The 17,482-nt window shown below is 48.6% G+C and carries 16 protein-coding genes; 12 read left to right on the plus strand and 4 right to left on the minus strand.

Features of this window, described 5'->3' with window-relative positions; translation table 11 throughout:
- A complete protein-coding gene (locus BC349_RS14775; protein ID WP_187257545.1) occupies positions 1–834 on the plus strand; it encodes a UbiA family prenyltransferase in 834 nt (277 codons plus the stop codon).
- Between the two features lie 31 nt (positions 835–865).
- Positions 866–1,981, plus strand: a complete 1,116-nt coding sequence (locus BC349_RS14780) for a M42 family metallopeptidase (RefSeq protein ID WP_187257546.1) — start codon at positions 866–868, stop codon at positions 1,979–1,981.
- Positions 1,982–2,001: 20 nt separating this feature from the next.
- On the opposite strand, the gene porQ is transcribed toward BC349_RS14780, so the two are convergent.
- Together porQ and lon are read right to left on the minus strand one after the other, a co-directional pair.
- Positions 2,002–2,982: a type IX secretion system protein PorQ gene (porQ, locus tag BC349_RS14785; RefSeq protein ID WP_187257547.1), complete on the minus strand. Its 981-nt coding sequence runs from the start codon at positions 2,980–2,982 to the stop codon at positions 2,002–2,004.
- Between the two features lie 137 nt (positions 2,983–3,119).
- Entirely contained in the window at positions 3,120–5,522 is a 2,403-nt protein-coding gene (lon, locus tag BC349_RS14790; RefSeq protein WP_187257548.1) for an endopeptidase La, read from the minus strand.
- 220 nt (positions 5,523–5,742) lie between these two features.
- Here lon and BC349_RS14795 point away from each other — a divergent pair, with 220 nt between their 5' ends.
- The 10 genes from BC349_RS14795 (at position 5,743) to BC349_RS14840 (ending at position 15,407) form a co-directional block, all read left to right on the plus strand.
- A complete protein-coding gene (locus tag BC349_RS14795; protein WP_222840193.1) occupies positions 5,743–6,564 on the plus strand; it encodes a purine-nucleoside phosphorylase in 822 nt (273 codons plus the stop codon).
- A gap of 2 nt (positions 6,565–6,566) precedes the next feature.
- The gene (locus tag BC349_RS14800) at positions 6,567–8,576 is read left to right on the plus strand and encodes a putative porin (protein WP_246456977.1); all 2,010 of its coding nucleotides are present in this window, start codon (positions 6,567–6,569) and stop codon (positions 8,574–8,576) included.
- Between the two features lie 67 nt (positions 8,577–8,643).
- A complete protein-coding gene (locus BC349_RS14805) occupies positions 8,644–9,048 on the plus strand; it encodes an HYC_CC_PP family protein (protein ID WP_187257549.1) in 405 nt (134 codons plus the stop codon).
- 81 nt (positions 9,049–9,129) lie between these two features.
- Complete coding sequence (locus BC349_RS14810; protein ID WP_187257550.1) at positions 9,130–9,612, plus strand: heavy-metal-associated domain-containing protein; 483 nt, start codon at positions 9,130–9,132, stop codon at positions 9,610–9,612.
- 9 nt (positions 9,613–9,621) lie between these two features.
- Complete coding sequence (locus BC349_RS14815) at positions 9,622–10,167, plus strand: heavy-metal-associated domain-containing protein (protein WP_187257551.1); 546 nt, start codon at positions 9,622–9,624, stop codon at positions 10,165–10,167.
- Between the two features lie 37 nt (positions 10,168–10,204).
- On the plus strand, positions 10,205–10,681 hold the full coding sequence (locus BC349_RS14820) for a TlpA family protein disulfide reductase (RefSeq protein ID WP_187257552.1): 477 nt from the start codon (positions 10,205–10,207) through the stop codon (positions 10,679–10,681).
- Positions 10,682–10,687: 6 nt separating this feature from the next.
- Positions 10,688–11,518, plus strand: coding sequence for a hypothetical protein (locus BC349_RS14825; protein WP_187257553.1), 831 nt, complete (start codon positions 10,688–10,690; stop codon positions 11,516–11,518).
- A 48-nt stretch (positions 11,519–11,566) separates the two neighbouring features.
- Entirely contained in the window at positions 11,567–12,649 is a 1,083-nt protein-coding gene (locus BC349_RS14830; protein ID WP_187257554.1) for a hypothetical protein, read from the plus strand.
- Between the two features lie 8 nt (positions 12,650–12,657).
- The gene (locus BC349_RS14835) at positions 12,658–14,115 is read left to right on the plus strand and encodes a gluconokinase (protein ID WP_187257555.1); all 1,458 of its coding nucleotides are present in this window, start codon (positions 12,658–12,660) and stop codon (positions 14,113–14,115) included.
- Positions 14,103–15,407: a GntT/GntP/DsdX family permease gene (locus tag BC349_RS14840; RefSeq protein WP_187257556.1), complete on the plus strand. Its 1,305-nt coding sequence runs from the start codon at positions 14,103–14,105 to the stop codon at positions 15,405–15,407. The genes BC349_RS14835 and BC349_RS14840 overlap by 13 nt, the downstream gene beginning before the upstream one ends.
- Here BC349_RS14840 and BC349_RS14845 read toward each other — a convergent pair.
- Both BC349_RS14845 and BC349_RS14850 read right to left on the minus strand, forming a co-directional pair.
- Positions 15,400–16,377, minus strand: a complete 978-nt coding sequence (locus tag BC349_RS14845; protein WP_187257557.1) for a YpdA family putative bacillithiol disulfide reductase — start codon at positions 16,375–16,377, stop codon at positions 15,400–15,402. The genes BC349_RS14840 and BC349_RS14845 overlap by 8 nt on opposite strands.
- On the minus strand, positions 16,362–17,435 hold the full coding sequence (locus BC349_RS14850; protein WP_187257558.1) for a 3-oxoacyl-ACP synthase III family protein: 1,074 nt from the start codon (positions 17,433–17,435) through the stop codon (positions 16,362–16,364). The genes BC349_RS14845 and BC349_RS14850 overlap by 16 nt, the downstream gene beginning before the upstream one ends.
- Positions 17,436–17,482: the final 47 nt, after the last annotated feature.

The following is a 17,482-nucleotide window of genomic DNA, read 5'->3' on the forward strand; positions in this document are numbered from 1 at the left end:
ATGCGCAGATTTTTCGATTTCCTTTTATTCGGGTCTGTTTTTATCGCGGTTTGCGCAGTTGCTTTATGCATGGAGACCAGTATACTGCTGGGTTTGCCTTTCAATTCACTTAACTTTTACCTGTTTGTATTCGGAGCCTGTCTGGCACAATACAACCTGCATTATTTTTTTAAACAGGAAACAGGTTTCCCTTCTGTACGACAGGAATGGAGCCATAGAAACAGGCAGGTCCAAAGGGTTTTGCTTGCCACCGGACTCCTGGTGATGCTCACCACAGTGTGGCGGCTCGAATCGCGGCATTTCATCGTCCTGCTGGTACTGGCGGTATTGGCATCCCTTTATTCTTTTCCATTATTACCGTTTTATAAAAAGAGGTTAAAAGATCACGGTATATTGAAAATCAGCCTACTTGCTCTTGAATGGACCCTCGTTACCGTTTGGTTTCCTGCTGACCAGGCAGGCATTGATCCCACCAGTTACTGGTTGGTTTTTCTGCGCCGCTTTGTGTTCATGTTTGTGTTATGCCTGCTTTTTGATATCCGCGACCAGGAATCCGATTCCACGGCAGGCATCCGCACCATCCCGGTGCGGCTGGGAATAAAAAAATCCTACCGGCTGGCTGACCTGCTGTTGCTGGTGTTTCTGGCATTGTCCGTCTGGCAACTGGTCCGAACCGGCCAGTTTCCATATTTTAATGCCATGCTCTTATCTGCCCTGCTGACCAAATGGATAATGGAATTCAGCAAAAAAATCAACAACGATTATGTTTACCTGGCCGGGGTGGATGGCATGATGCTGCTGCAGGCCTTCCTGGTAATCGTTGGAAGCATCTAATCTTTATCTTTAACCGATAAAAAGTAAGGAAATGGCCAAAAGCAAATCAGAAAAAAAAGCGACCGGTTTACTCACTGAAAACTCTCATAAGTTTCTGCGGAATTATCTCAACACCCCGTCACCTGTGGGTTTCGAAACTGAAGGTCAGAAAGTGTGGCTGAACTATATCAAACCATATGTGGACACCCATTTTGTTGATCCCTACGGCACGGTGGTGGGAGTGGTAAATCCCGATGCCCCTTTCAAAGTGGTGATCGAGGCCCATGCTGATGAGATCAGCTGGTTTGTTAATTATATTACCCCGGAGGGCCTGCTTTACCTGAAGCGCAACGGTGGGGTCGATCACCAGATCGCTCCATCACAGCGGGTATTCATTCACGGTAAAAAAGGACTGGTGAAAGCGGTGTTCGGCTGGCCGGCTATTCATACCCGTTTGTCAAATCCGGAACAGAAAGAACCTGCAGCCAAGGTCGATAACCTGTTTCTCGATTGCGGTGCCCGCAGTAAGAAAGAGGCAGAAGATCTAGGTATCCATGTGGGGGCGGTGGTTACCTACCAGGATGGGTTTGATGAACTGGCAAACGGTTACTATATCGCCCGGGCATTTGATAACCGTATCGGTGGATTCATGATCGCGGAAGTTGCCAGGTTACTGAAAGAAAATAAAAAGAAACTACCCTTCGGCTTATATGTGGTGAATGCCGTGCAGGAAGAGATTGGACTCCGCGGCGCAGAGATGATCGCCCGCAGGATCAAGCCCAATATAGCCATCATCACCGACGTAACCCATGATACATCCACCCCGATGATCAGCAAGATCATCGAAGGTGATGTGGTTTGTGGCAAGGGGCCTTCACCCACCTATGGTCCGGCTGTCCACAACAAATTGCTGAACCTGGTGCAGGATGTGGCTGAAAAAGCAAAAATCCCTTTGCAGATGCGCACCGTGAGCCGCAGTACCGGAACCGATACCGATTCATTTGCCTACGCCAATGACGGTTGCCCTTCTGTGTTGATTTCCATTCCGCTGCGTTACATGCATACAACCGTGGAGATGTTGCATAAAAACGATATTGAGCAGACCATACAACTGATGTATGAAACCCTGCTGACATTAACACCCAAAACAAACCTGAATTACCTGTAATAACCGCGAATGCTGAACGGTCAGCGGGCGAGGTCTATATTCAGTCCCAACTGGTTGGCGCCTTTGCTGTTGGAGTAAAAGCCGCGGGCATAGCGTAGTTGAAGGCGGGGTAATATGATGCCGAGTCCCATGGAAAAACCGGTAAGGCCATTGGCCGTATTGGGTATCAGCAATTCCTTCCTTCTCAGATGATTGTAACCGGCCGACAGTTCAATTTTGTCTGCGATAAATAATTGTGCAGCAAATACAAAATGTTGCATGATATGATCAAAGCCCCCTGAACTGTCGGCCTTATATAAAACCAGGCGGTGTAATTCCCTTGCTGTTACCGAAAATTGCAGGGGAGCTTTTTCCAGCCTTTTGGTAAAACCGAGTTGCAGGTCAAAAGGGAGATTGTCATTTCCTTCCCCTGTATAAGCACTCAACTGCATCCCCATGTTTTTCATGACCAGACCGAATTGAAGGTTTCTGCTGCTGTCGTAGTAATTCACCCCAATATCCATTGCGATTGCGCTTGACCGGTAGATATCGTATTCAGATCTGATAAATTTTATTGCGGCACCATAAAACCATCGGTTGCCATATCGTCGGGCTGCCATCAATTGCGTAATATAATCACGGGGTTTAAAGTGGCCTGCCGCATTGCCGGAATTATCCGTTCGGCTGATATTTCCATAATCAAGGTATTGCACACTTGCCGCGAAGCTGGTATTGATTTGCCGGCTGTGCAATCCGCCGGAAAGATGAATCTGTTTCACTCCGGCCGGCAGGGGAGAAAAAACCAGTCCCAGTTGCCCGTGCATTTCCTGCCTTAAAAGGCCGGGGTTCTGGTAAACCATTGTAATATCCCGGCTTATAACACTGATGTTTTCACCTCCCAGTGCTGTGTGGAGGCTGCCGGCTGGCAGCCGTAAAAAATTATATACAGCGTTTCCGCCGGCGTTCTGGCCCCGGCTCCAAAGGAAGGAGCAAAGTAGTAAAATGATCAGCCGGCATTTCATTAGGGGGTAAAATGGTTAGGGCGGTAAATTAAATAAAAATCCCCCATCGAAATGGGGGATCATTAACCCTAAAACAACCAACATGAAATAATTCATTCATTATTATTTACAATGATGCGGTTGGTTTGTTTAAAATATTATACTAAAGCCAGGTCCAGCACCTGCTGCATTGTTTTTACATAGTGAAAGTTTAACCCTTTTATAAAATTTGGGTCGATTTCTTCCACATCCTTTTCATTCTGCCAGCAAAGCACAAGTTCTTTCAGTCCGGCCCTTTTGGCTGCCAGCACTTTTTCCTTGATGCCACCCACGGGCAGCACCTGTCCGCGTAAGGTGATCTCGCCTGTCATGGCAAGATAGGGTTTCACTTTCCTGCCTGTAAAGGCTGATGTCAGTGCGGTCAGCATGGTTACCCCTGCACTCGGACCGTCTTTCGGAACGGCGCCTTCCGGAACGTGAATATGGATATTTCTTTTCTGGAAAAGTTCAGGGTCAATGCCCAGTTTACGTGCGTTGGCCTGCAGGTAGGTGAGTGCCGTACTGGCGCTTTCCTTCATCACGTTGCCCAGGTTGCCGGTCAGTCGAAGTTCACCCTTGCCTTCGCTGAGGGTGGTTTCAATAAAGAGGATGTCACCCCCAACATAGGTCCAGGCCAGACCAACGGCCACCCCGGCCATGTTGGCTGTTTTGTAGATCTCGTTGCTGTATCTCGGTTTGCCCAGGATCTGCTCCACATCTGCCAAGGCAACGGTTTGTTTCACTTTGCCATTCATGGCGAATTCTTTGGCAAGGGCCCTCATGATGGAAGCCAGCTGGCGATCCAGCTCGCGCACACCGCTTTCGCGGGTATAATCCTCCACGATCTTTTCCAGTACTTTGTCGCTGATACGGAAATTCATTTTTGCCAGGCCATGTGCTTCCTTTTGCTTGGGCACCAGGTGCCTGCGCGCGATCTCCACCTTTTCCTCCACGGCATATCCGCTGAGGTCGATGATCTCCAGACGGTCGCGCAGGGCAGGCTGGATATTATTGATATTATTGGCCGTGGCGATGAACAGCACTTTGCTCAGGTCATATTCAAGCTCCAGGTAGTTGTCGTAGAAAGTGTTGTTCTGTTCAGGGTCAAGTACTTCGAGCAGGGCAGAGGAAGGGTCGCCTCGCTGATCGGCACCTACCTTGTCTATCTCATCCAGGATCATTACCGGGTTGGATGATTTCACCTTGCGGATGGATTGCAGGATCCGACCCGGCATGGCGCCGATATAGGTTTTGCGGTGCCCCCTGATCTCACTTTCATCGTGCAGTCCACCCAGGCTAAGCCTTACATATTTGCGACCGATGGCGCTGGCAATGCTGCGGCCGAGAGAGGTCTTACCGATTCCCGGAGGTCCTACGAAACAAAGGATCGGACTTTTCATGTCACCCTTCAGTTTCAAAACGGCAATATATTCCAGGATGCGTTCCTTGATCTTGTCCATCCCGTAATGATCATGGTCCAGCACTTCCTTTGCATGCACCAGATCGTACTTGTCATCCGTATAGTCTTCCCAGGGAAGGTCCAGCATCAGATCGAGGTGGTTGTACACCACGGAGTAGTCGGGGGTGGAAGGATGCATCCTTTCCAGTTTTTCGATACCTTTCTGGAACATGTCTTTGGCGGCGGCACTCCATTTTTTCTGCTCCGCCTTTTTCTTCATTTCCTTGATCTCGAGTTCATTGGTATCGCCGCCCAGTTCTTCCTTGATACTCTTCATCTGCTGCTGCAGGAAATATTCCCGCTGCTGTTTGTCGAGCTCGGTCTTTGTTTTATTGGTCAGCTTGTTTTTCAGTTCCGCGAACTGCAATTCCCGCTGCAGCAACTGCATCAGCTGCTCGGCTCTCTCAACAATATCATTTGTCTGCAGTACGCTCTGCTTTTCACCCAGTTCAGTGTTCAGGTTGCTGGAAACAAAATGGATCAGGAAGGCCGGGTTCTCAATATTTTTCAGAATGATGGCAGCCTCTGACGGTATATTCGGCGACAACTGGATGATCTGGTTTGCCAGGTCCTTGATATTATCAATATAGGCAGCAAAATTCTCATCTTCCGGTGCTGCCTGCTCTTCCAGCAATTCAACATGGGCCCTGAAATAAGGGTCTTCAGAAGTGAATGATTTCAACTGGAAGCGTCGTTTGCCCTGGATGATCACCGTAGTGCCCCCATCGGGCATCTTGATCAGTTTTACAATTTTGGCTATGGTACCGATGGATTCCAGGTCTGCGGTGCCGGGATCTTCCACATTGCTGTCTTTCTGGGCAAGTACACCTACCAGTTTGTCAGCCTTGTAGGCATCGTTCACGGCCTTGATACTCTTATCCCTTCCTACGGTTATGGGTAATACGACACCGGGGAATAAAACAGTATTTCTCAAAGGCAATATTGGAAGGTCAGCCGGAATAACCAGGTCCTGGCTGTCATCGCTGTCGTGTTCATTAAGGGGTATGATCGGAATAAAATCCATTTCGTCTTCCGGCTTCAGAAAAAAGGTCGATTGATTCATAATCATCTGTTGATATGACAAAATAACACTTCCGGCCTGTTTTTAATCATTCCGGAGGTGGAAGGGGTATAGGTCAAGTATGATGCCACTGCCAAAATTGACCATAATTGGCGGTAATACTATCCTAAAAATGACATATAGTTAATTGGTCGGTTGGCAGAGCGGTCCGGCAATCCTTATATTTGCGCCCCGTCCCGGCGTAACTATTAAAACTTCATTTATGTCAGAATTGATGAAAAGACTGGAAGAAACGGTTCAATATATCAGGGCAGCATACCCTGCATCACCTGTTGTGGGGATTGTATTAGGCAGTGGCCTGGGTAACCTGGTGGGCGAGATGACCGTGGAGAAAGAGATCCCATACAGCGAGTTGCCGCATTTCCCGGTATCAACTGTAGAGGGGCATAGTGGTAAAATGATCTTTGGCGAAATGGGGGGGAAGAAAGTAGTGGCCATGGCCGGCAGGTTCCATTTTTATGAAGGTTATTCTGCCAGTGAAGTAGCTTATCCGATAAGGGTGATGAAATTACTGGGCGTGCAGACCCTGCTGCTGAGCAATGCTGCCGGTGGCATGAATACTGATTTTAAAGTGGGGGACCTGATGATCATCCGGGACCAGATCAGTTTGTTTACGGTTAACCCGCTGATCGGAAAAAATGAATCCGGACTCGGTCCCCGTTTTCCGGATATGAGTGAACCCTATAACAAAAAACTCATTGAAACAGCAGTTGGAATCGGTGGCCAGCTGGGGATTGAATTGCACCAGGGTGTATATGCGGGTGTAACCGGACCTACTTTCGAAACCCGTGCCGAATACAAATTGCTGCACATTCTTGGGGCAGATGCAGTTGGAATGAGTACGGTGCAGGAAGTGATTGTAGCAAGGCATATGGGGGTAGAAGTTTTTGCCATCAGCGTCATCACGGATTTGGGCATACGCGAAGAGGAAAATATAATCACCCACCAGGAGGTGCTGGAAGCGGCCGCAGCTGCTGAGCCCAAACTGACGGCAATTTTTAAGCAACTGGTTCAAGCAATCTGATCTTGAGAAAAAGCGCATATATATTCTCGTTGGTACTCATGGTAATAACCCTGCCCGTTTTGGCGCAGGACCCTATGGGGCGTTTGAGGGGCATGGGCAGGATGGGGGCTGGCGGTTCAAAAGGGCAGGACAGCCTGAAGCGGCGCGACAGTAACGAGGATTCCATCACGATCCGTTACCGGTATCTCGATACCTCACGCCTGCAGATGCTCGATTCCTCTATTGTTGACTTTTATGCGCGATACCCGTTGCCGGTAGATTATACATCCCTCGGTAACCTGGGAACTGCAGCCCGTCCATACGGGTTTGCACCAAGGATGGTCAGTGGATGGGATCATGGTTTTCATGCTTTCGATGTGTATAAGCTGGGCATCGATAAGGTCAGATTTTTCCAGACTACCAGGCCGTATTCTGAGATGGGTTACCTGTTGGGCAGCCGATCAGAACAGATGATCCATCTGCTGCATACACAGAATATCAAGCCCAACTGGAACTTCGCTTTTCAATACCGGCTGATCAATGCACCCGGTTTTTTCAAGAACCAGAACACCAACCACAACAGTTACCTGTTCAACAGCGATTACCAGTCCAGGAACCGGCGCTACCATCTTTATTTTATCGCCATGGGCAACTCCATGCAGTCCAATGAAAACGGTGGTATTAAAAATGACCAGGATTACCTCAATAATCTTACCACCTACAAGGAAAGAAGTACGATCCCGGTTCAGTTGGGGGATTATGTGCAGGCAGGTACCAGTTTCCTGAACAGCAAGCTAAATACGGGTAACCGTCAGCGTTATAGTAATTTTTTTCTGCGCCAGCAATATGACCTGGGTAAAAAGGATTCCCTTGTAACAGATTCTACCGTAATACAGTTGTTCTATCCGAAATTCAGGATGGAACATACCATTCAATATAACCGGTATCGTTTCAGGTACTATGATTCACGCCCCGACACCCCATTCTATGTGAAGAATTATAATTTCCTGCTGACACCGCAGAATGATTTCAATATAGAAGAGGAGTGGAATGAGTTGGTGAATGATTTCTCCCTTTACAGTTTTCCGGATGACAAAAATCCACAGCAATTCCTCAAAGCGGGCATTTCGCTGCAGAATCTGAGCGGGTTGTTCACGGACGGGAAACGAACCTATTACAACATGTTTTTGCATGGTGAATACCGCAACAAGACAAAAAACAAAAAGTGGGACCTGGAAGCGAATGGGAGGTTTTACCTCGCGGGATTCAACAACGCGGACTTTGATGTAAGCGGCAGCCTTAAAAGAGTGATCAGTAAAAAACTGGGCGCCATACAGGTTGGTATGCAGAATGTGAACCGGACCCCTTCATTTATATTTGACAATGCGGGCAGTTTCAGCTTCGGCAACCAGCCTGCATTCAATAAAGAGAATATCACCCGGATCTTCGGCGCCATAGAAAACGATGAAGGCCGCTGGAGGATCGCAGCCAGTTATTTCCTGGTCAGCAACTATACCTATTTCTACGAGTATTACAAAGCGGGCCAGTCATCCGGATTATTCAATGTATTGGAGCTGGGTGGGCAAAAAACCTTCCGTGTGGGTAAGCGCTGGCATTGGATGGTAAGGTTACAGATGCAGCAAAAAGCCGGAAACGCTCCCCTTAACCTGCCTTTGTTTTTCACCCACCAGCGATTTGGCTATGAGGGAACACTTGGGTTTAAAAACCTCCGCTTTGCCACCGGCCTTGAAGGAAGATATTATACTTCCTATAAAGCAGACCAGTATTCACCGCTGTTAAGCCGCTTTTTTTACCAGAACTCCCAAACGGTTAGTATGAACCTTCCCGATATCGCTGCATATGTGCATTTCAGGATCAGGAGTTTTGCTGCTTATGTGAGGGCAGAAAACATCAATACCGTGCGGGCAAAAGACGGCGTTTTTGGTTTTACCAATAACAATCCGGCTGCACCCGGTTACGCTTATCCGGGCCTGCAGATCCGCATCGGGATCTTCTGGAGTTTTGTCAATTAACAGCAGCCTGGCGGGTTTTAACAGTTGCAGACTTGGATAATTCAAATTCCCTGCTAATTTTGTCCTGTTGAAAAAGATTTTTACCATATCACTCTCGTTCCTGTATTTACTGGTTTCCAGTGGTTTGCTGCTGGAGGTACACCATTGCATGGGCCGCATCGCCGAAACGGGTATTGCCTGGATCGGAGAAGATGAGGAGGACCAATGCGGGAAATGCGGTATGGATAAAAATGATGAAGGAAACCATTGTTGCAAGGATGAATACAAACTGGTAAAGGTATCTTCCGACCAAAAACCAGCCACCCTGCAGTTTGTACTCGATGCGCCGGTGGCCATACTTACCACTTTGCAATGGCCTGAGTTGTACCAGCAGACGGTTTATCTTCACCCGGATTATTCCGGCAGGGCAAACGCCCCACCGCCGGCTGTGTCACCCTCGAAACAGGAATTGCTTTGCATATACAGGATTTGAGAAAGTCACTCCCCTGTGTGACCTTTTTCTAATGGCTTTCAGCCATTGAATCATTTTTATTCCATCTAAAATTCTCAAATCATGAAATCGCTTTCATTATTAAGCACGCTTGCTTTTATATTACTTTCCACTTTTAGTTTTGGCCAGAACAGCGGAACCAACAAGGAAACCATCAAGGTATGGGGCAATTGCGGCATGTGTAAAAAGACCATCGAAACTGCTGCAAAATCAGCCGGTGCCAGTACTGCCAGCTGGAATGAGGAATCCAAACAACTTGCCCTGACCTACAAAGGCAGGAAAACCAGCTCCGATAAGATCCAGCAGGCCATTGCGGCTGCAGGATATGATACTGAAAAGTTCACTGCTGACAATTCCGCTTACGATAACCTTCACGGCTGTTGCAAATACGATCGCAAAGAAGCAGCCGCCGTTACCGAAAAAGCAGCCTGCTGCCAGAAAGGCGATTGCAAGGATACCTGTTGCAAGGACGGAACCTGTAAAGCCGGTACCGAATGCAAAAAAGAAGACGGTTGCTGCAAAGACAAATCCTGTTGTAAATCCTAACTGAAAAACATGAAGAATCTCATAATGGTCCTGGCAATTGTATTGTCAGGATATAGCGCCGGCGCGCAATTCACTAAAGCTACCCTCCAGGCCAGCGGACTCACCTGTGCCCTTTGTACAAAAGCCATTAATAAATCGCTGGAACAACTCCCGTTTGTTTCTTCCGTAAAGGCTGATATTAAATCATCCAGTTTCGGAATCGTATTCAAAGACGGTTCTGATGTTGATATTGATGCCATTCGGAAAGGAGTGGAAGACGCGGGCTTCTCTGTTTCTAAATTGCAGCTTACCGGCAGTTTCAGCCAGGTGGCCATAAAAAATGACACCCATGCCACCATCAATGGCAAGACCTATCATTTTTTATCAGTGGCCAACCGGGTATTGGATGGTGAGCAGCAGGTCACTATCGTTGACAGGAATTTCCTTGGTGCAAAGGAATTCAAAAAATACAGCAAGTCCAGCAACATGAGTTGCGTACAGACCGGCAAGGCCGGGGACTGTTGTGCAAAAGACGGTGTAAGCGGTGGAACCCGTATTTATCACGTAACCATTTAAATAAGGCCCACCCGTTAGGGGTGGGCATTATCATTACATGAAAACATTCATTTTGGGCATGTTGTCGGTGGTTTTTTTCGCTACCGCTAATGCACAACCGAAAATAGGCAGCCAGGCCCCGGAGATTGTGCTAAAAGACAAAGAAGGCCGGCTGAAAACGCTTTCATCCCTCAAAGGAAAAGTTGTGCTGGTCGATTTCTGGGCCAGTTGGTGTGTTCCCTGCAGGAAATCGAACAGGCAAATGGTTCCCCTGTACAGGAAATACCAGTCAAAAGGATTTGAGATCTATGGCATCAGCCTGGATGAGGATCCTGCTGACTGGCAAAAAGCAGTTGCAACCGACAGGATCAAATGGTGGCAGGTGAATGAGGCGGGCTGGAATGCGCCCAACGCACTTGCCTGGGGAATAGAACAACTGCCCACTTCATTCCTGTTGGATAAAGACGGCAGGATCATCTCGATTGACCCTACCCAGGTTGAGCTGGAAAAATACCTGCAACAAGCCCTGCAATAAATTCAAATGAAAAGAAAGATATGGATTACCGGGTGGATGCTGTGCTTGGCAACAATTACCCGGTCACAGGAATTATATATTTTCTCGGACCCTGCTTCCAATGTGCCGGCAAAATCTCTCAGCGCCAAGCTGACCATGCGGCTGGCTGACAATCAGCTTACAGGTAAACTGAACCAGCGTTATATGCCGGAACTGATGGCCGGTATCAGCAAGAGCCTGATGTTCCGGGCCAGTACCAGTTTCTCGGATTTTTATTCGGACAGGCTTCGCTGGGAATCTGTGAAGGGATACCTGAAATGGCGGTTTTATTCACAGGATGGCATTCACCGCCATTTTCGGATGGCAGCCTTTGTGGATGGCGCTTATTCAAGGAATGACCTGGTATTTGATGAGATGAACCTTGATGGCGACAACAGCGGTATCCAGGCGGGGATCATCGGCACGCAGCTGGTAAATAAGCTGGCAGTTTCTGGAACTGCCAGCCTCATGCGGGTTTTTGATGAAAAATTCGGGACAGTCCATGGTGCCATGCACGACCAGAACGCGTTCAACTACAGCCTGTCGGCCGGCTACCTGCTCTTTCCCCGAAATTATTCGGATTATGAACAGGTCAACCTGAACCTGTATGTGGAACTTCTGGGAATGAAGGGGCTCGAGCGGGGAATGTATTACATGGATGTGGCGCCGGCCTTGCAGCTGATTTTCAATAGTTCCTCCAAGCTGAACCTGGGTGCACGCTTTGAAGCAGGCGGTAATATGGACCGTATAGCCCGCAATAATTATTTCCTCAGCTTCGAATCGACCTTCCTGAACGCATTTGGCAAAAAGCGGAAATAGAATAAAATAGCGGTCGGGACGTTATAGACTGGATCCAAATCCTGTATCATGCAAAAAATCAGGCTTTTAGGGGTCGTACTGCTTTTGGCAGGCGCGGCTCATGCCCAGAAAGTTGATCTCGACCGCTACAATTTTTCGGTGCTCTACCGGGTATTACCCAGGGTGCAGATCGACACCTCCTATCATACCTACAATTTTACCTGCGAAACAGGCCCGCTAATGAAAGTGGTTAACCCCAATGACCAGCCGCAGCATATGCTTGAAATTGAGGGCTGGCGCAGGCTCGATGGATTGGCCCATATTTCCGTGCACCTGAAAATGGAAGACCTGATCATCATGAAAACAGATGTTACCACCCGGGAGGAAGTCAAAAAGGACAAGAATGGGAATATCGTCAGCCGTAAGAACTGGTATGCCCCTGTTCTAACCTACACGTATGCAGCCCATGTGATGGTGAAGGATTACAAAGGAAGGCAGATGCAGCAATACCAGTTGGTATCCCGTTCTAACCAACACACTTACCGGGGGACAGAGTTTGGCAGCAGGGCGGCAGCGGCAAATATTTTCCTGAATATGTTCACTATTACCACCCAGGTGAGCAGGGATGTCCTGTATCGTACGATAAACGGTTTATCCAATACTTTAACCGAACAATACGGATATGCAGACCGGCGGTCAAATGAAGATGTATGGCTGCTGGGTAACCGCAGGCACCCTGAATATGACCGTTTTCGTTCAAACTGGTCCATCATCAAAAATGCCCTTTTTAAACTGAATCCCAATGAGCCATTAGACCAGGTGAGGATGGAAGTAAAACCCGCCATTGCCTATTTTGAAAAATTGAAAAAGGATTACAGCGGCAGCAGCAAGGGAGACCGGAAGATGAGGTATGCCACCCATTACCTGCTGGCCAAACTTTATTATTACCTCGATGAGCCTGATATGGCCGTAAAAGAAGCATCCGACCTGGTGCTCACGGATTATGATGCCAGGGACGGGCGAAACCTGGAAGCGGGTGCCACCTACCTGAAAGAGCAATTATTGTTGAACAAAAGAAAGACCCGTTATTTTCCGCTTGACGTAATGAACTTTGAGGGGCCTCGCAATGAATCCTTATATTCGGCTCAGTAAAGCTGCTTATGCCATTATTTGCGGGTCTAGATATCGGGACTACCCATACCAAACTCATTGTTTGCGACCCTGCCATTAATATCCTTTTCCAGGCTAAAAAAGGCTACACCAAAGGATTTGGTGATACCCTTGACTGTGCTGAGATCCTGGAGGCGGTACGCACTTTGTTAAAAAAAGCAGCGGAGACCGGGGTTTTTACAGGCCAGGAACTGGTGGTTACATTCAGTACTGCCATGCACAGCCTGGTATTGCTGAATGAAGCAGCAGAACCCCAGACTCCCTTATATACCTGGGCAGATACCAGCAGCCAGCCCGTAGTGCGGGAACTGGAAAATGACCCGCTGGTTCAGCAACTTTTCTTTGAAACAGGCACCCCATTCCACCCCATGTCGCCCTTATGCAAGCTGGCATGGATGAAACGTTCTTCACCCAAGTTACTGGCAGGGGCTTTTAAAGCCACCGGCATTAAGGAATTTATATGGTACCAGGTTACCGGTCGCTGGGAAGCAGATCACAGCATTGCATCCGCAACCGGATTGTTTTCTCAGAAGACAATGCACTGGCATCCGGATGCAATGGAAATTGCCGGACTGCGTTTGGACCAGCTGGCTGCACCTGTACCGGTAACACACATTGTCAGTGCCAGCCCTACCGGGTTTGCGGCTGCCTGCAGCCTGCCGGAAACTACACGCTGGGTGATCGGTGGCAGCGATGGCGTACTGGCCCAACTGGGCAGTGGCGCATTGGCGAAGGGAGTTGCTGCATTGACAATCGGCACCAGTGGTGCCATCAGGGTTACCATTCCGGATTTTACCGTGGACAGGAACAGGGAGTTATTTACCTACCATCTTGACCAGGAACATTCCGTTTCAGGAGGGGCAATCAATAATGGCGGGATCGTTTTGCAATGGTGGCAGCGCCAGGTGATGGAGCTGCCTGATGACCTGCCAACAGCATTGGAAAAGTTTACGACTTCGGCTGCTTCGGTTATACCTGGCTGTGATGGCCTTGTTTGTCTCCCCTGGTTTGGGGGAGAGAGGGCCCCGGTTTGGGACGCGGAGGCAACCGGTATTTTTGCCGGGGTGAAGAATACACATGGCCAATCCCATTTTAAAAGATCCATTATAGAAGGCATCTGTTTTTCATTCAGGGTACTGCTTGAAAAACTGGAAGCGGCGCATGGACCTGTCCGTGAAGTCTATGCAAGTGGCGGTTTTACAGGCAGCAAGTGGTGGGTGCAGGTTATGGCAGATATCCTTGAAAGACCCCTGGTAATAAGGGATGATGCCGATGCCTCGGCGCTGGGTGCGGTAGCCGTTGGAATGAAGGCCGTGGGTATGATACGGCGTTGGGAGGACTTTCCGGCTCTTTCAGATGACAGGGGAGAAGTATATCACCCGGAAGTACAAACAAAAAATACATATTTCAGAAACTACGAACGATTTCTTCGCCTATGTCAGTTGTAATTATTGTTGTCGCCATCCTTGTTTTGCTGTTGTTAACCATCCGTAAAGTAAGTCCCTTTATTGCCCTGCTGCTAGTTACCCTGATGGTTGGGGCTATGTATGGCCTGCCCTTCCCAAAATTGATGAAGGCTGTCCAGGACGGAGTGGGCAGCATCCTGGGCAGCATGGCCCTGATACTGTGCCTGGGTGCCATGCAGGGGAAGTTGCTCGAAAAAAGCGGGGCTGCCGCCGTGATCAGCCGCTATCTCATGAAAAAATTCGGTGCCGGCAATTTGCAATGGGCCGTGTTGTTCATGGGCTTCCTGGTGGGCATACCCTTGTTTTACAATGCCGGATTTGTGATCCTGGTTCCTTTTATTTTTACGATCGCTGCCAGTGCCGGTGTTCCCATATTGTATGTGGCGATTCCGATGGTTGCGTCACTTTCGGTTACTCACGGCTTCCTGCCACCGCATCCCGGACCGGTTGGATTGGCCGCTATCTTTAAAGCATCTGTCGGGAAAACGATCCTGTATGGATTGATCATTTCCATTCCCATCCTGTGGATGGCGGGCATCCTGTTTGGCAGGCGGTTCCGGCACCATGGCACCATGGCACCGCCATCGGAACTCGCTGTAGAAGAAAAGAACCTGCCCGGTGCCACAACCAGCATCATGGTGGCGCTATTGCCTGTATTACTGATCGCCGTTCCGGCCGGTTTACTGCCGCTTCTTAATCCCGAACAACGGGTGGCAAAATTCCTGGCGGCCATCGGTGATCCGGTATTTGCCATGTTTATATCGGCTTTGCTGGCAGGCTATTTCCTGGGCATCAGGAAGGGTAAAACCATCACCACTGTTATGGGATATTACAGTTCGGCCATAGAAAGCATTGCCATGATAATGATGGTAATCGCGGCGGGTGGTGCTTTCAAGGAGGTGCTTACCGTAACCGGCGTGGCAAATGAAGTGGCGGGCTTTGCAACTGCGAATTCCTTTCCTCCGCTCGTGGCAGGCTGGCTGGTGGCTGCCACCATCAGGGTGGTGATTGGTTCAGCTACCATCGCGGGACTGACAGCTGCAGGTATCCTGGCACCCCTGGTGGCGGCAGGAGGGGTGTCGCCTGAATGGATGGTGTTGTCTGTTGGCGCAGGAAGTGTGTTCTGCTCACATGTTAATGATACCGGATTCTGGATGTTCAAGGAATATTTCGGGCTGACAGTAAAGGAAACCCTGCTTTCCTGGACCATCATGGAATCAATTGTTTCCATTGCCGGCCTGCTGCTGGTTTTGCTGGCTTCTTCGTTTATGTAACAGGATCAGCCTTCTTATGCTTCCTGATATCTGCAATGATCCGTTTTGCATGGATCCTGGAATTTTCAATAAAAAGGCTGTGGGTGTCCATGCCGCCGCATATAACCCCTGCCAGGTAGATGCCGGGAATATTGGTCTGGTGCGTTTTTTCATTGTATTCGGGCTTGTGGCTGGAATCCTTTGACAGCCTGATGCCGGTCTTTTTCAGGAATTCCAGGTTCGGTTCATAACCCGTCATGGCAATTACCCAGTCGTTCTCTATTGTAACCATTCCATCAGGCGTATTAATATCTATTTCACGGTCGCGTATAGACGAAACAGAACTGTTGAAATATGCTTTGATGGATCCTTCCTTAATCCGGTTGATGATATCGGGGCGAACCCAGTATTTTACCCGCTGCCCAATTTCAGGCTGCCTTACCACCATGGTAACCTCCGCTCCTTTGCGCCAGGTTTCAAGCGCAGCATCAACGGCCGAGTTCTGGGCGCCGATGACCACCACTTTCTGGAAGGCATAAAAATGAGGGTCTTTGTAATAATGTGTCACTTTGGGCAGGTCTTCCCCGGGCACATTCAGTTTGAAGGGAATATCGTAAAAGCCGGTTGCTATTATAATGTTATCGGCACTGTATTTTTCTTTGGAAGATGTAACCGTAAATCCTTTACCGGATTTTTTGATCGCCTTCACTTCTTCGAATAAGCGGATATTGACACCATGGCTTACTGCCACGCGGCGATAGTATTCCAGGGCTTCAGCACGGGTGGGTTTTGGGTTGTTGGATACAAACGGTACTTTCCCGATTTCCAGTCGTTCTGAAGTAGAGAAAAAGGTCATGTTTGAGGGATAGTTGTACAGCGAGTTTACCAGGCACCCCTTTTCCAGCACCAGGTAATCAAGTTTTGCTTTGGCTGCTTCCAGCGCACAGGCCAGTCCGATCGGACCTCCACCTATTATTAATACCTGTAACATACAGCATTTATGTTCATGCCCGCACCAACTGAGGCAAACATTATAATATCACCCGGCTGCAGTTCGTGGTCAGGTAATTCACCTTTTCTGACAAGATCGAACAGGGTAGGGATGGTGGCTACGGAACTGTTACCGAGCCATTGAATGCTCATGGGCATGACCTGGTCAGGTATTGTTTGCCGGTCGTATAGTTTATAAAAATTCCGGATAATCACTTCATCCATTTTTTCATTGGCCTGGTGGATGAATATTTTTTTAAGCTGGTCAATTGCCACGCCGCTTTTATCCATACAGGCTTTCATGGCCACAGGTACTTTTGAAATGGCATATTCATACACTTTCCTGCCTTTCATTTTGATGTATCGGTGATGTTCATCGGAATCGGGGCCATAGGAGGGGCCGAAATCAATGAAGCCCAGTTCAGGCCCGCAATCTGATTGTGCCGCCGCACCCAGGATGCCGCTGCCGGATTCGGGGGTTTCCTTAAACTCGATTATACAGGCGCCGGCTCCATCCGCGAAGATCATACTGTCGCGGTCGTGTATGTCAATTACCCTCGACAGTGTTTCTGTGCCTATTATAAGACTGCGGGTGGCTGCGCCGGCTTTGTTATAGAGGTCAGCCTGGATTACGCCCTGTAACCACCCCGGACAACCGAAAAGAATATCATAGGCTACACAATCAGGGTTACGGATACCCAATTGGTGTTTTACCCTGGAAGCAAGCGAGGGTACGGTATCACTTTGGATATTCCCGGTATCGATGTCGCCATAATTGTGGGCAACTATGATCTGGTCGAGGGTTTCGGGGTCAATACCACTGTCGGCAATGGCCTGTTTGGCCGCTTCGGCCGCCATCCCGGAGGCGGTTAATCCGGGCTCGGCATAACGCCTTTCCTCAATTCCTGTGATCTGGCGGAATTTATCGGCAATAACCGGAGAGGGTGTCTCTATTCTTTTCTGGTCATCAGAATAAAAAACATAAATCCCGAATTCGCTATTCTTCTTGACCTGGTGCGGGATAAATTTACCGGTACCAGTGATGATGGATCTTTTCATGTAAAAAACGGGCATCGTTATAATGCCCGTTTAAAGTTCGTTATTTA

Origin of the sequence: Flavihumibacter stibioxidans, from assembly GCF_014332695.1 — a bacterium.
GTDB classification, from domain to species: Bacteria; Bacteroidota; Bacteroidia; order Chitinophagales; family Chitinophagaceae; genus Flavihumibacter; species Flavihumibacter stibioxidans.

Coding starts and splice junctions, on each gene's coding strand:
- BC349_RS14820 (WP_187257552.1), top strand. CDS start 10,205: ATGAAAACATTCATTTTGGGCATGTTGTCGGTGGTTTTTTTCGCTACC.
- BC349_RS14810 (WP_187257550.1), top strand. CDS start 9,130: ATGAAATCGCTTTCATTATTAAGCACGCTTGCTTTTATATTACTTTCC.
- BC349_RS14840 (WP_187257556.1), top strand. CDS start 14,103: ATGTCAGTTGTAATTATTGTTGTCGCCATCCTTGTTTTGCTGTTGTTA.
- BC349_RS14850 (WP_187257558.1), bottom strand. CDS start 17,435: ATGAAAAGATCCATCATCACTGGTACCGGTAAATTTATCCCGCACCAG.
- BC349_RS14830 (WP_187257554.1), top strand. CDS start 11,567: ATGCAAAAAATCAGGCTTTTAGGGGTCGTACTGCTTTTGGCAGGCGCG.
- BC349_RS14775 (WP_187257545.1), top strand. CDS start 1: ATGCGCAGATTTTTCGATTTCCTTTTATTCGGGTCTGTTTTTATCGCG.
- BC349_RS14780 (WP_187257546.1), top strand. CDS start 866: ATGGCCAAAAGCAAATCAGAAAAAAAAGCGACCGGTTTACTCACTGAA.
- BC349_RS14835 (WP_187257555.1), top strand. CDS start 12,658: ATGCCATTATTTGCGGGTCTAGATATCGGGACTACCCATACCAAACTC.
- porQ (WP_187257547.1), bottom strand. CDS start 2,982: ATGAAATGCCGGCTGATCATTTTACTACTTTGCTCCTTCCTTTGGAGC.
- lon (WP_187257548.1), bottom strand. CDS start 5,522: ATGAATCAATCGACCTTTTTTCTGAAGCCGGAAGACGAAATGGATTTT.
- BC349_RS14795 (WP_222840193.1), top strand. CDS start 5,743: ATGTCAGAATTGATGAAAAGACTGGAAGAAACGGTTCAATATATCAGG.
- BC349_RS14815 (WP_187257551.1), top strand. CDS start 9,622: ATGAAGAATCTCATAATGGTCCTGGCAATTGTATTGTCAGGATATAGC.
- BC349_RS14825 (WP_187257553.1), top strand. CDS start 10,688: ATGAAAAGAAAGATATGGATTACCGGGTGGATGCTGTGCTTGGCAACA.
- BC349_RS14845 (WP_187257557.1), bottom strand. CDS start 16,377: ATGTTACAGGTATTAATAATAGGTGGAGGTCCGATCGGACTGGCCTGT.